The following is a 14588-nucleotide window of genomic DNA, read 5'->3' as shown; positions in this document are numbered from 1 at the left end:
TAAATTAACGTGAATTCGACATAAAAGGCATTCCTGGGGCCTTTATGTCGCTATACAGAGTTAGAATTTCTCACATTATTGTGAAATAGGTACTTTTCGTATTTCAGAAATATTTTTTAGTACTCAGCATACAAGCGCTTTAGAAGTAACCAGTCCCTAGAAGAATAAATCGATGATTTGTCGTTTTACTCAAAAAGAGCAAATAATGTTTTTTTGAAATGGTTAAGAAAAGCCAAGGCGCCAACCTCTGCTATTTGTTGCATCACTTTACCAGTCCATCGCTTTCGTTCAGCCTTCCACCCTATAAAAAATGCAGAAATAAGAAGAACTGCGAGTGCCAAGTGAGCGTAATTGATTTTGCTTTGGGCAAAATATTCTTTATGCTCTGCCAGCTCTTTCTTCTGATCTTGCAAAATTTTATCCATCTGAGCAATTTGTGCAATGATCTGTTTTCTTGAGTTTCTCATGCTCAGCACTCTGGTTTTGTGAAAAATATTCTCTGGTTTTTTGAAAACTCATATTACTTAAATTATAAGATAAGTATTTCGTTAACCCTAGTAATAGCCCTACATTCAACAAGAAAATAACAAAAAGAGCTAAAAGAAAGCTATTAAAAGCCAATGCAACAAAATATCCTAGTAAAAACATAGTTGTTAACCATACTGTGATGAATATTACTAACAGCATGCATACATTCAGCAATAAAGGAAAAACACTAAGCCCTGCCAACTTGGCCTCAAGACGAAATAAAGACAATACTGTTCTAATAATAGATACTTTTGCTGCAATAAGTGCTTCTAATTGTTTTAAAGCATCCATTATTTTTTCATAAGCTTGGATAATAAAAATCCAATCCCACCAGCAATTAAAACAGAAGTTAATGGATTGTCTTGTATCTTTTTTAATAAATGATCGGAATATTCTTTAATACTCTCTTCCACATCATTTGCCTTATGAACACCTTCTTCATACAAATGATTAACTTTCTTTTTTCCTTCCTTTAGTAATTGACTAGCAGCTGCTTCTAAATGCTCTCTTGGTGTATACACTTGATTTTCATTAGAGCTTTTCATATTAATACCCTCCTTAGCGTAGGTCCGTTGATTCAAACTCATATTAAAGTAATATATTAACTATAGTTATTAGAATATATAAATCAATAAAATTTACTCTAAGAGAGTTGAATTATTCCTTCTGCGCTAACCAGCTATGGAGCTGTTTCTTGATCCTATCTCATCACAGCTGCTTGCGCAAAGGGTGACGGACTTCTCAATACCGTCGCCTTCCGCAAAAGCGGAAGGTCTAAAAGCAACAAATCTTTGCTCTAAACTTCATCTTGCAGTCATACGCGTATGAGACCCCCTGATTACGCAGAGGGTGACGGACTTCTTAATACCGTTTCCTTCTGCAAAAGAAATAATTGGATCCTGTTTTATTTGCGATGGACAAGATGTGTAGAAGATTCAGGCTATGGAGGGAGATACAGAATATTTTTATTTTGTATTCATCACTTGAGTGAAAATACGCTTTGCCATTCGTCTTAATGACAAAAGAAGTCTAATATTATTTTCGAAACCAAAATATAGAATGCCCCCAACAAATTTTGAATAGCGTCATTAACCTCCTCATAATTCTTGTATGTTTCAATTTAATATAACCTTAAAATTGACAAGGATTTATTGCTTATGACAACGTATACTCTCTACAAAGTTAGTGGTACCACTCCTGGTTTAAATAAACAAGTTGAAGGTTTTCAATTCCTAACTGATGAATCGCCAAAACCGTACACGCTTCCACGGCAAATAATGAATGGGACAATAGAATATACACCATGCAAATTTGTAGTTAACACTACTAGTGATAATGAAGCTTTAAATTTGGTCCTTAACTCTAAGTTCAGGGATATGGAGGCTGCCAGAGATACTATAATTCCTTTTTCTGGAAATGGTGTAACAATTATTTCTAATGGCATAGAAGAAAATAGAAAAATACTAAATCAGATGCCTCGCGAAGCTAAAGAAAATTTAGCTGAATACTTATCTTATAAACATGCAACAACTAACGAAGGTAGACAGCATCGAAAGACTGTAGATGCTAAAAATTTCACAGAGCTTAAACAGCAATATCAAGAAATGCGAGGAGATGCTTTAAAAACAAAAATCTTAACTGACTTTAAGAGCGAATTGACTACGGCTAGAGATAAAAAGGACCTAGTTGCAATAGTTGAGAGGTTGAAAAATAGTAAAGAATATAAAGTTCTTGCTACGGGTCAAGATCGCACAACTCAATTATTAGGGCTAAAAACAAGTTCAGTTGCTGCATTTGAAAAAATGATTGAAGAAGTAAAAAAGAAGGTTGAATCTGACGCTACGTCAAGTTATCGGCCCAGATAACACCATAAAAATAACAAAAATTATTTAGATAAACTATATTATTTATACTAGGACATGTCGTCATAAGATTAAGTGGCTGCATCACCCTAAGGACGCATATTGTGATTCAAAACATATAGAATAGGGAGATAAATATGTTGAATCTTGATACAGAAACCATTTGTGATCTTCTGGATAAAGCACGGCAATTTCAAGTTAAAGAAGACTTAAGTTTTCCTGAAGAAACTGCAGAAATGGACTCTCTTTATGTTTTGGCTGATTATCAAGACGACCCAGTATACCAAGAAACAGTAGAATACATTGATGGTTTACGACCCGATCAGCAAGCTACTTTAGTTGCATTGATGTATTTAGGTCGCGGCGATTACAGCCAGGATGAATGGGAAGAGGCCTTTAATTTCGCTCAAGAGGAGTTGACAGAGCACACTGGTGAATATTTATTATCTAGACCATCAGTAGCTGATGATATTGAACGTGGATTAAATATACTGGGTATTTCCTACCGAGAATAATTTCAGATTCGAGGAGGGAGTAAGAATGTCCTTCATGAATATAGGAACCTCGGGATGGGTCTACCAAGGATGGAAAGAAGTTTTTTATCCCCCTTCTCTTCCCGCTAAAGACATGCTTGCCTATTATGCAAGCATTTTTAACACAGTAGAGCTCAATAACAGTTTTTATCGTATGCCTTCCTCAAAGAATATTTTAAAGTGGAAAGAAAATACTCCAGATGATTTTGTTTTTTCGTGTAAAGCCAGTCGCTTTATCACTCATATTAAGAAACTCAACGATGTCCAGGATGGGATCCATTATTTATTTAAAACACTTGAAGGATTAGACAAAAAGTTAGGTCCCATTTTATTTCAACTGCCTCCATATTGGCCACTTGATTTTGAACGACTGGATCAATTTATCAAGGAATTACCTAAATCATTTTCTATTACCTTTGAGTTTAGAAATAAAAGTTGGTTATGTAAGAAGGTATATGATTTGCTTCTTAAAAATAACATAGCTCTTTGTTTTTATGATTATAAGGGCTTTCAATGTCCGGAAATTGTAACAAGCGATTTTATCTATTTACGTCTACATGGACCACACCTCGAACCCTATTCAGGGCATTATAAAGAAAACTCACTGTTGGATTATGTTCATAAATTTACACATTGGGATAAATCAGTTAAAAAAATTTTTTGCTATTTTGATAATGACGAGAAAGTAGCAGCACCTCATGATGCACAATTATTAAAAAAATTAACTCTAATGAAAGGTAACAATCATGAGCAATATTTGGATGATATTAAATGAGTATTAGGTCCCAACCCAATTAGAGATAAGGACTCTTGTCAAATTGTCTCACTTTATGCAATGATTATTATTGAAACATTCCGATAATGATTATGTCACTATGATAATTCCAGGAGGGTCCTAAGATGAAGCGATTTTTTACCGTAGGAAAGGAACTCATTACCAAAAAAAGCACCAGAACACTTTTACCCTCTCGAACTTTTTCCAAATCAATCTCCGCAGGTGAAAATTCACTACTAATGAATGAACTAAGTAAAAAAATAGCTCAACCCCTTGCTACGAAAATACCTGATGCACGTTTTTTTGAAAAATTAAAAAGGGAAGAACACCAACAATTTTCTCCTAAAAAACGTCGTAGATTTAGTTATAGCGATAATCGTAGCGCCGCACTTTCATTACCTTATTCAACGGAGCAATTAGCGACAAAACAAAACGATCAAGAGGCTCTTCTTGGAATGTCCAAAAAGTCAATAATTGAGCATGCCAATCGGCGTGTTGATTTATTTTTTTATACCTTAATTGCCTATTATAAAACTTCTTTTTTTCCAACATACGCTCAAACTACATTACAACATGGTACAGGTCGAACAATAAATAAGGGATGTATTACTGAAGCATGCCATAGCAGCTTTACACCTTCATTACTTGATAACATCATTTATCAAAACAAGGACACTGGAGAAAAGCTTAGAAGTTTATTGTCGGATACTCATCTGCAGAATAGCTTGAACTCAACTGTTGAATTGCCTCCATTTGTTAATGATCTCGATGATGTCTTAGAAAATACCTGTAGGCCTGAATGCATAGAAATTATACGTCGTACTTCTATTGGAGAAATTAATCCTATTGAAGGATTAACTATTTTTCTTAAAATGATGCATGATGTTTTAGAAGATCTTAAAGAAAAAGCCGAGCCTAAAAGTCCATCTTCTCTTTCACATCACTCTGTATTGAAACAAAAATCAATGAATCCAGTCTTAATCGATCTTGTAACAACTGGAACCTTGTCGAACACATTTTCCGATGAAACACAGACAGTTATGGATGAATACATACAACTTTTACTTAGAATGAAGCCGGATGAAAAGAAATTATGTGAAAAAAAAGGTAATAAAGAAAAAATATATCTAAAAAAAATAACAGAAATACAAGAAGAAATTTTATATTCGAAACGCAATCAAAACTCAATGGTACTAGATTAAAATTAGACTTGTATTTTGTTTGATGCAACGTGCACGTGTTTTTCAGGAGCAGAATTTAATGAGGGCACTCGAGAAACACCTGCACTACAGCAATCAAATAAAAAGGTGTATCAAAAGATTCCATCCTATCGCTCCCAATCACCTATAGCTAAACATTATTTATTTGCATAAAATAAATGTTCATTACACTAACTTTTATTCCTGGCGGCCATTTATGAATATTCACACCGTTGTTGAAGAGCAAAGAAAGTTCGCTATGGCCGGACATGCTAAAACGATTCTTTTCCGAAAGCAGCAACTGCAAAAATTAAAAGATATTCTCAAGCAAAACGAACAAATGCTTTATCAAGCGCTTTATGCAGATATTAAAAAATCTCACTTTGAAACCTATTTGACTGAGCTTGCATTGGTTTATCATGAAATTGATAAAGCTATTAAATATGTTGCTAAATGGGCTAAACCTAAAACCATAAGAACTGAATTAGTAAACCAACCAGGGAAAAGTTTTATTCTTCCTGAACCTTATGGAACCACATTAATCATTGGGGCGTGGAATTACCCTTATCAACTTACTTTAAGCCCTTTAGTTGCAGCAATGGCAGCAGGCAATACCAGTATTATCAAACCAAGTGAATTACCGAAAAACACTTCCTCTGCAATCGCGCAAATGATTAATCAACATTTTGATCCTGCTTATCTTCATGTAGTAGAGGGAGGTGTGGAAGTCACTCAAGAGCTTCTTAGTTATCGTTTTGATAAATTGTTTTTTACCGGGAGTACTGCTGTTGGTAAAATCGTTGCTAAAGCTGCAGCAGAACACCTAACCCCTGTAACTCTTGAATTAGGTGGTAAAAGTCCCTGTTTAGTTTTTAGCGATGCCGATCTAAAAATTTCAGCGCAGCGCATTGTTTGGGGTAAATTTTTAAATGCCGGTCAAACGTGTATTGCCCCTGATTATCTTCTGGTTGAAGATTCAATTTATCATCCTATGCTGGCGGAGCTTAAAGCCCAACTCAATAAAATTATTGGACCTAACCCTATTGAGAGTGAAAGCTACGTACGAATTATTGATCAAAAACACGTACAACGCTTAAAAAAACTCATAGACCCACAAAAATTATATACCGGGGGTCAAGTTATCGAATCAGAAAATTATATTGAGCCAACTATTCTTAAAGATGTAAGCTTCACTGACGAAATCATGAAAGAAGAGATTTTTGGTCCTATTTTACCTGTAATTCCTTTTTCGGACTTAAAATCTGTTCTTCAAGAAATAAAAACACGTCCGCGCCCTTTGTCACTTTATGTTTTTGGAAAAAATCAACAACTCCCCACGCAAATCATCCATGAAGTTTCTTTTGGAGGCGGTTGTATTAACGATGTGATTATGCATATTTGTGATTCTAATCTTCCTTTTGGGGGCGTGGGAGAAAGTGGCATGGGGAGTTATCATGGTGAAGCAGGCTTTAAAACATTTAGCCACTTCAAAAGTATCTTGAAAAAAACGTTTTGGTTTGAACCCCCAATCAAATATAAACCTTATAATCAACTTAAATTAAGACTGATTCGCGCTCTGCTTGGCTAACGAACATAACCAATTGATTTTTAACACGATGATTTGAAACGTTAAGGACGAATAGTCGTTTCGCTATTACAATTCTCCCGTCATTGCCTGAATCTTGTATACGAGATAATTTTTCATTAAATTCTGAATCAAAATATATCCTATTAATTCATTTGTTTTAATCAATATTCCACCTTGTAGATGGCCAATAATAGGTCTATAACTTTAAAAATAACAAAGAGTATTTCACATGACAGAAAAAACTAAAAATAAAGCTATTTACCATCAAATGTCCACAGAGTTTCTCTCCGTTGAAGCAAATGCGTTAATTCTCACAAATATTATCAAAGCACTCCCCGGTAGTGTTTATTGGAAGGATAAAGAAGGAAGATATCTCGGATGTAATGATACTATGCTTGAAATGGTTGGAATGAAATCAGTAATAGGTAAAACAGATTTTGATATGCCCTGGGTGGAATCTGCGGCAACGATACGTAATAATGACTTAAGGGTAATGGCGTTGAATTCTTCCTTAGACTTGGAAGAAACAGCAACACTAGCCGATGGACAACAAGTTACTGTATTGACTAAAAAAACTCCATTAAGAGATGATCAAGGAAATGTTGTAGGTATTATTGGGGTCTCTTTAAATATTACTCATCGAAAACAGCAAGAGGAACGTCTTCTTTCGAACCAAGAAAAAACTCAATCCACATTAGAAAATATTATTGCACATATGCCTGGCCATGTTTATTGGAAAGATAAAAATGGGGTTTATCAGGGATGCAATAATCTCCAAGCACAAAGCGCAGGATTGCAATTTGGCTCTGATGTTATTGGAAAAACAGACTTCGACTTACCCTGGGGAAAAGAACAAGCTGAATTGATTCGCAAAAATGATCGCCAGATTATGGATACGGGAGAAACAGAAGTTATTGAAGAGATCATTCAGATAAACGGTAAAGACACCATTTTTTTAAGTCATAAGTCACCAATACGCAATAAGCAGGGTGAAATTATAGGCGTATTAGGAATGTCCATTGACATCACCGAACGAAAAAAAATTGAGGCGGAGCTTAATATTGCTAAAGAAAAAGCCGAAGCAGCAAATCGTGCAAAAACAGAATTTCTTGAAAACATGCGCCACGACATCCGTACGCCACTAACCGGTATTGTCGGATTTTCTGACATCATTAAAGCAGAAGCTCAAAATCCTCGCCTCAAAGAATATGCAGATAATCTAGTAGCATCCAGTCATGCGTTACTTGATTTTATGGATGAAGTCCTAGAAGCAATCCATGTAAGCTCTGGTGAAATACCTAGAGTAAAGAAAAAATTTGAATTACAAAACATTTTACAGCATGTAATTGATTTAAATAAGGCTAAAGCCTGTGCGAAACATCTCAATTTATCGATTGATTTTGATAAAAAAATTCCTAAATACCTTATTGGTGATAACATTCGTATCCATCGAATTATGCTTGAGTTGCTGACCAATGCTTTAAATTTTACTGATTCAGGTTTTGTAAAATTAACAGCCAAACTTGCAAAACAAGAAGATCGAGAAGTCATTCTGAAATTTATAGTAGAAGACTCCGGCATCGGAATTCCACAAGACAAACAGCAAGAAATTTTTCTTCAATTCAAACGACTCACTCCTTCTTACAAAGGAATTTACAAAGGAGCTGGCCTTGGTCTTGCGGTGATCAAACAATTTGTTGATGAATTAGAGGGAGAAATTTATGTCAAAAGTATTGTTTCAAAAGGAACAATATTCACATGTATCATCCCCTTAAAAGTAGCTCTTTTAGAAGACAATATTGGCGTCGATGAAGATTTTTCAGTCTTAAAAAAAACAAATCTAAAACAAAAAATGGAAATCAATACCAATCAACCCAATGCAACAGTGAATCTGTTTCAATACCGGATCTTAGTGGTTGAAGATAATCCAATCGCACAAATTGTAGCCAAAACATTTCTAAATCAGTGTAACTGTCATGTAGATATAGCCATTGATGGACAATCTGCACTAACACATTGGAAACAAAATAAATATGATTTGATTTTTATGGATATAGGCTTACCTGACATGGATGGTTATCAAGTAACTCATCATATTCGTGTGCAAGAAGTTGCGAAAAACCTTCATACACCAATCATTGCTCTAACCGCTCATGTAAGCGATGAAAACAAACAACGCTGTATTGAGTCAGGCATGAATGCGGTCATCAATAAACCGTTAACCCCAAAAAATTGTCGTGATATTTTGAATACTTTTATTCCTGCAATACACAAAGACAAAAGAATAGTTCCTAACGAGATCTCTGATTTACTTAATTCAGAAGCACAGCTTTTTGATCTTTCCGCATTTCCAATACTCGACATTCAAGAAGGAATAAAAACTACTGGTACAGAAAAAACACTTTATGACATGCTTCAACTGATGCTTAAACATTCGTTTACTGAAGACTGTTCTATGCTAAAAAAAGCACATGACCAAGGAGATTGGGAAGAAGTTCAAAAGCTTGTTCATAAAATTAAAGGAGGTGCAATCTATGTTGGAGCCATACGTATGAAAATAGCTTGTCAATATCTTGAACGCTATTGGAAAAACAGTCAACATGAATTATTAGAGAAATTATATCAACAAGTTCTTCACGTTATTGATGAAAGTCAGTCTGAAATTAGCAGATGGACAAAAGAGAAAACGCATTAGTCGCAAAGTACTCGGCACTCCTCAAGGCTTAACATTCATTCAAATTATTCAATAGGTGCCATTCACGAAGATCTCTTTCACCTAGGATAACATGGGCAATTACGGTTTTTCACAAAATGCATGAGCATTACATCAATCAATATCCTTTGTGTATTCAAACATAATAATTACTTAATATTTTTACCTTATAATTGGGTCCATATAACTACAGAATGAGTCTAAATATGTCCTATAGAATAAATAATCCTGGGGGTGGTGATTGTGGATTTTATGCGTTTGCAATAGGGTTAATCCATGTAATTCAACAAGAATATTACTCTAGTAGCAACAGTAAAACATTTAATCTCTGGAAAAAAGAAGGTCTTGGCATGGATCTCCAAGATATTTTAGCGATTGATTTAGATTGGTTAGCTTGCTTACCTCACAGTTATAAAAAGGATCAATTACTTGCACTACAAATGTCTTTAAGAAACATTACAGTTAATGCCAATAAAGAAGATCTGCTAAATCGAATCTATGTAGAATTAACATCAGAAGAGAAACAAACTAAAATTGAAGGTTCACCTGTCTATGGCAAATTTATGGAATTAGTACAATTTTACTTAAGAAAACATAGCAGTTTGGAGCGGATAAGCCAGTATAATGAATTAGCCTTATCTCCTGAAGTATTGCAATTAGCGCAAAAAACGGCCCATTCACTTCTACCAATGCTTAGAGGACAACCCTTTGATAAAGCACAAAAAATAGAAAATTCTTATGTTAAAGAAACACTGGTACTTGACGTACTGTCTATTAATGGTAGGAATCCTCATTCTGTTATCTTAAATGGAATTGAACAAATTAGACGTAGAGGAAGATGGGCTACACATAGTGATTTAAATGAAATTGCAGATAGACTCAAAGTTAACCTCCACGTTGTTGGTCAAATTAATGGGACACCTACCCCTGGTTATCCCACCATTACCTTAAATAATGAAAGTAATGCACACTGGACAACCTTTGTAGAACAATTATTCGAGCAGAAACCAAGAGTTTCCGCCCAGCAAATTACTGAAGGATCAAAAGTAGTCTCATCTAGAAAACCAGAAAAAACCAATCATGAAACATTGACTCACTCCACAAAAGTAGAACGAGCTAGTAATACTCCACAAGAAAATTATAAACAGCATCTCGACAGTCTCTTCGAAACAACGAAAAATCAACGTTTCTTTACCACTCCAGTCCAGAGTAAAATTGATGTCCATGCAATTGATAATGCAAGAGCTTTAGCAACAGAATCTGACCAATCATTTGCTACTCGTTTACAAGAAGCAGAACTACGGCTCATTTGGGCCAACTAATCATTTCTCGTCACCAAGCTCTAAAAGAGCTTGGTGGACTATTGATGAAATTAAAAAATTGATGACACTTGCTCTCTATCACCCTGGCTTTATTATGTTATAAGATGTATCTTCAGGAGCTTAAGAGATAATTCTGATGCATCATATTCAACGTTTCATCGAAGCACAACAAGGTAAAGATTTATATCCTGCCTACAAAAACGCTTATGCTGAAATCAAAACAGGCAAAAAACAAAGTCATTGGATCTGGTATATTTTTCCTCAACTAGGCACACTTGGATATAGTTCCACTGCAAAATATTTTGGTATTACTGATCTGAATGAAGCTTGTGAGTTTTTACAAAATAAAGCGCTTTTTAAAAATTATTACGAAATAACGCATCTAGTTTTACAACAACTTGAAAAAACTCCTATTAGTACATTAATGGGAGGAACTGTTGATGCTCAGAAACTTGTATCCAGTTTAACATTATTTCGAGAAGCCGCTTCATTTCTTATAAGCCAAGGAAACACAACTCATGACTTCATAAGACTAATAGCGTGTTGTGATCAAATTTTTATAAAAATTGCAAGCCAAGGTTATTTTCCATGCGAACAAACTCGACTTTTTGTCCAATCATGCTTACCAAAAACCTAACTACATCTCCTTATTTAGATAGTGTACCTATAGGCAGTCGTTACATCAGGATAATGGGGCGGGCCACTAAAATTTTAATTTATAATTTCGAGACTTATCTTTTCAGGCTTTAAAAACTCTTGTTATAGTAAGTTATCAAACCCAAATAATTACAAAAGGATTTTGCATGACACTTAAATTAAGACTAGGCAGCATTTTTATATTAGCGAATCTTTTAATCACAAATGCTTACTGTTGTTCTACAGTATTTTCCAATAATAATGGGATCAGTCCTATAGTAGCGCGCACTATGGATTTATATATTTCTGACATGCCCACTTTAGTTATTTATTCTAGAAATATTGATCGCTATGGTAATACTGGAGAAAATTCACTCAAATGGAAATCCAAATATGGAAGCATCGTAGTAACAGCGTTTAATTCTAATGCTGCTTCAGATGGCATGAATGAAGAAGGTCTTGCCGCCCACCTCCTTTATTTATCGAACACACAATATCCAAAAACAGATAATAAGCCCAATCTTTCCAATTTGCTTTGGGCACAATATGTTCTTGATAATTTTAAAACCGTAAACGAAGCTCTCCAAGGAATAGAAAAACTTCAAATTGTTGCGACAGAACTCCATGGAAAAACCTGGCCAATTCATTTAACCATAGAGGATCCAAGTGGTGATTCCGCAATTGTTGAATACATTGATGGAAAAATAAAAATCTATCATGGCCATAATTATCGAGTAATAACCAACGAACCTCCTTACAACATTCAACTGAATAATCTAAAAAAATATCGTTCATTTGGTGGAAAACTACCCATCCCAGGGGACCCAGATCCCTTGAGTCGTTTTGTCAGAGCCTCCTATTACTTACACTCGTTACCCAATGCGACAACCAATCAAGAGGCAATTGCTGGTGTATTTTCAGTAATTCGCACTGTTATGGTACCGTTTGGAGCAGTAGATACTTCTGGAAATAAAACAGAAGATGCATGGCCTACTCGCTGGGCCACAATTGCCGATTTAAAAAACAGAATATATTTTTTCAACTCCACCATGACACCTAACTTAATATGGGTCGATTTAAAAAAATTTGATTTCTCATCCAAAATAAGTAGTTATTCGATTAGTCCGTTAGATATAAACTTAGCTGGGGATATATCAAAAAACTTAGGCGCAGAAAAAAACTAACTCATACTACATATGCTCCCAAAGCTACTAATCAAAGAGCTATAATAATAAAAAAAGCATCCTTTAATTTAATGACCAGAATCCACTTCCATAGGTGGATTCTCACTCAACATAACAAACTGTTAATTAAATTGAAGGGGCTGAGTGAAACATTTAAAATATAGTTTTTTATAGGTTGGCTTAATTTGATTTCTAACATTTATTGCAGTTCTTATCTAAAATTACCGGCTGATTTTTATGAAGTGATTGAGCCAACTCCAATTACAAATCCCTATTTAGTTAAATTCAATCATGAATTAGCCTCTTTTCTTAGAATCCCTGATGTATCGTTATCCGATGAAAAAAAAGCTACGGAACTTTATGCAGGAAATTGGGTTCCTACTCCTCTTAAAAGCATTGCTTTGGCTTATGCAGGTCACCAATTTGGTTACTATGTTCCTCTTTTAGGAGATGGTCGCGCGATTTTGCTTGGTGAAGCATGCAGCCAAGATGGAAAACGATGGGATATACAATTAAAAGGCTCCGGAAAAACACGATTTTCTCGAATGGGAGATGGTAGAGCACCACTGGCTGCAGTTTTAAGAGAATATATTATTAGTGAAGCAATGCATGGTTTAAAAATTCCAACCACTCGATGTTTGGCTGCAATCGCAAGTGAAGAACAAATCTATCGCCAAAGCGGCCCTGTGCCTCTAGGGGTATTAACACGCATTGCTTCGAGCAGTTTACGAGTGGGTTCTTTTGAATATGCAGCATCATTAAAAGAACATCATTTATTAAAATGCTTGGCAAACTACGCCCTTGAACGACATTATCCCGATCTGTTACAGAGTCCAAATCCCTATCTTGAATTATTTAAGGCAGTTATCGATCGTCAAGCAAGTCTTATTGCTGAATGGATGGGCGTAGGTTTTATTCATGGGGTTATGAATACTGACAATATGACTATCTCTGGTGAAACCATTGATTATGGTCCTTGTGCGTTTATGGACGAATTTGATTTTGGCACTGTATTTAGCTCAATTGATGTTTCTGGTCGATATGCATTTGGAAATCAAGCTTCCATTGCTAAGTGGAATTTAGCCCAATTTCAGCATGCATTGCTCCCTTTGTTTCATCCTAAAGAGGAACAAACATTACAACAATTGCACGAGGCAATGAATTCATTTACGGATCGTTTTTATCATTATTGGGGTAAAAAGATAAGAGCAAAATTAGGCTTAGTCGGCGAAAATAATCAGATCGCAGAATTGGTCAATGACTTTTTTCACTTAATGCAACAATATAAGCCTGATTTTACCAATACTTTTCGTCTTATGAGTGGCGCACTTGACTCCGATCACGAACAGAAGCAGTTAATAAAAGCACTCGGAAACCAGCCCAAGAGTAAACAATGGGTATCCGATTGGTTACATTACATCAAACAACAAAAAGTTGATATTCAAAAAATAAAAAACAAAATGAATCAGACAAATCCCGCTTATATTCCTAGAAACCATTTAGTCGAAAATGCAATTAATGATTTTATTGAAAATAAAGAAAGCACTTTAATGAATTCTCTTTTGACTGTATTGAAAAAACCTTTTCAACAACAAAAAAACACAGAACAGTTACAATGTTTACCTCTACCACACGAGCGTGTATGCCAAACTTTTTGTGGAACTTAGAGGCGTCCGGAAAGTGTATGTGTTCGAGCAAATACACCTACACCGAGCTAAAAATGAAATCAAAAGAAGAATATTGGAAACGACCATTTAAAGGTTATGAACGAAGTGGGAACGAGCTCACTGCTTATCTTTTGGATGGCAGCCTTGAGATTGATAATAATCTAATAGAAAACCTCATCAGACCCTTTACTTTGGGAAGAAAAAACTGGTTGCTGGCTGGTAGCCCCAGAGGTGCTTATGCTGGAGCATTGTTTTTCGCATGCACTTGCCACCCTGTTGCATTTACAAAAACATAATGATCAAATATAATACTACATGTATTTTATCAGCGCCATAGGAAGCCTCATGCAAAATAAATTTACAAAGTTACCGAGTGTACTAATAAATAAAATCACCAAAGACTTCACAACAAAAGAGCTATTTCAGTTCATGCAAAACGATAAGTCGACCTACCAGCTCTTTAAATCTGACTCATCAAATCATATCAATTCAATGCTTCTCAATCGATTTTTAGGCCATGTTGTTCGAGGTGAGCACTACGCTGTAGAGAGAATGCTTAAGCTACGTCCAGACTTACTCTA

General features: G+C 35.2%; 14 protein-coding genes and 1 pseudogene. 12 read left to right on the top strand and 3 right to left on the bottom strand.

All coding sequences use genetic code 11. From position 1 onward, the window contains the following. Nucleotides 1-185 precede the first annotated feature (185 nt). From Lgra_RS11645 to Lgra_RS11635, 3 genes are read right to left on the bottom strand one after another with little or no spacing between them, the layout of a single operon-like run. Nucleotides 186-413: a hypothetical protein gene (locus Lgra_RS11645; RefSeq protein ID WP_238584435.1), complete on the bottom strand. Its 228-nt coding sequence runs from the start codon at nt 411-413 to the stop codon at nt 186-188. Nucleotides 414-417: 4 nt separating this feature from the next. Then, nucleotides 418-819: a hypothetical protein gene (locus Lgra_RS11640; protein ID WP_058499443.1), complete on the bottom strand. Its 402-nt coding sequence runs from the start codon at nt 817-819 to the stop codon at nt 418-420. Then, nucleotides 819-1073 carry an ElaB/YgaM/YqjD family protein gene (locus Lgra_RS11635; protein ID WP_058499442.1) on the bottom strand — a complete coding sequence of 85 codons (255 nt, stop codon included), beginning with the start codon at nt 1071-1073 and terminating at the stop codon, nt 819-821. Before Lgra_RS11635 ends, Lgra_RS11640 begins: the two co-directional genes overlap by 1 nt. A gap of 612 nt (nt 1074-1685) precedes the next feature. Here Lgra_RS11635 and Lgra_RS11630 point away from each other — a divergent pair. From Lgra_RS11630 to Lgra_RS18320, 12 genes and pseudogenes are all read left to right on the top strand, one after another. Next, the gene (locus Lgra_RS11630) at nt 1686-2393 is read left to right on the top strand and encodes a hypothetical protein (RefSeq protein WP_058499441.1); all 708 of its coding nucleotides are present in this window, start codon (nt 1686-1688) and stop codon (nt 2391-2393) included. A gap of 134 nt (nt 2394-2527) precedes the next feature. After that, complete coding sequence (locus Lgra_RS11625) at nt 2528-2905, top strand: DUF3775 domain-containing protein (protein ID WP_058499440.1); 378 nt, start codon at nt 2528-2530, stop codon at nt 2903-2905. Nucleotides 2906-2930: 25 nt separating this feature from the next. Beyond that, nucleotides 2931-3698 (top strand): DUF72 domain-containing protein, encoded by a 768-nt coding sequence (locus tag Lgra_RS11620; protein WP_058499439.1) that lies wholly within the window; start codon nt 2931-2933, stop codon nt 3696-3698. Between the two features lie 125 nt (nt 3699-3823). Beyond that, nucleotides 3824-4900, top strand: coding sequence for a hypothetical protein (locus Lgra_RS11615; RefSeq protein ID WP_058499438.1), 1077 nt, complete (start codon nt 3824-3826; stop codon nt 4898-4900). Between the two features lie 214 nt (nt 4901-5114). After that, nucleotides 5115-6485 (top strand): aldehyde dehydrogenase, encoded by a 1371-nt coding sequence (locus tag Lgra_RS11610; protein WP_058499437.1) that lies wholly within the window; start codon nt 5115-5117, stop codon nt 6483-6485. Between the two features lie 229 nt (nt 6486-6714). Then, the gene (locus Lgra_RS11605; protein WP_083502904.1) at nt 6715-9180 is read left to right on the top strand and encodes a PAS domain-containing sensor histidine kinase; all 2466 of its coding nucleotides are present in this window, start codon (nt 6715-6717) and stop codon (nt 9178-9180) included. Nucleotides 9181-9404: 224 nt separating this feature from the next. Further along, on the top strand, nt 9405-10520 hold the full coding sequence (locus Lgra_RS11600; RefSeq protein WP_058499436.1) for a hypothetical protein: 1116 nt from the start codon (nt 9405-9407) through the stop codon (nt 10518-10520). 136 nt (nt 10521-10656) lie between these two features. Then, nucleotides 10657-11157 carry a DUF1810 family protein gene (locus tag Lgra_RS11595; protein WP_058499435.1) on the top strand — a complete coding sequence of 167 codons (501 nt, stop codon included), beginning with the start codon at nt 10657-10659 and terminating at the stop codon, nt 11155-11157. A 166-nt stretch (nt 11158-11323) separates the two neighbouring features. Continuing rightward, nucleotides 11324-12340 (top strand): linear amide C-N hydrolase, encoded by a 1017-nt coding sequence (locus tag Lgra_RS11590; protein ID WP_058499434.1) that lies wholly within the window; start codon nt 11324-11326, stop codon nt 12338-12340. Nucleotides 12341-12525: 185 nt separating this feature from the next. Continuing rightward, nucleotides 12526-14007, top strand: a complete 1482-nt coding sequence (locus Lgra_RS11585) for a protein adenylyltransferase SelO (RefSeq protein WP_238584434.1) — start codon at nt 12526-12528, stop codon at nt 14005-14007. Then, a pseudogene (locus tag Lgra_RS18625) lies at nt 13956-14267 on the top strand (IS66 family transposase); the annotation flags it as partial. The gene Lgra_RS11585 and the pseudogene Lgra_RS18625, both read left to right, overlap by 52 nt. Nucleotides 14268-14352: 85 nt before the next feature. Further along, on the top strand, nt 14353-14588 hold a 236-nt coding region (locus Lgra_RS18320), incomplete at its 3' end, for a hypothetical protein (RefSeq protein ID WP_238584433.1).

The sequence above is a fragment of the Legionella gratiana genome (assembly GCF_001467695.1).
Lineage (GTDB): Bacteria > Pseudomonadota > Gammaproteobacteria > Legionellales > Legionellaceae > Legionella > Legionella gratiana.
Note: the sequence above shows the minus strand (reverse complement) of the source record. Positions and strands in the feature narration are given on the sequence as shown.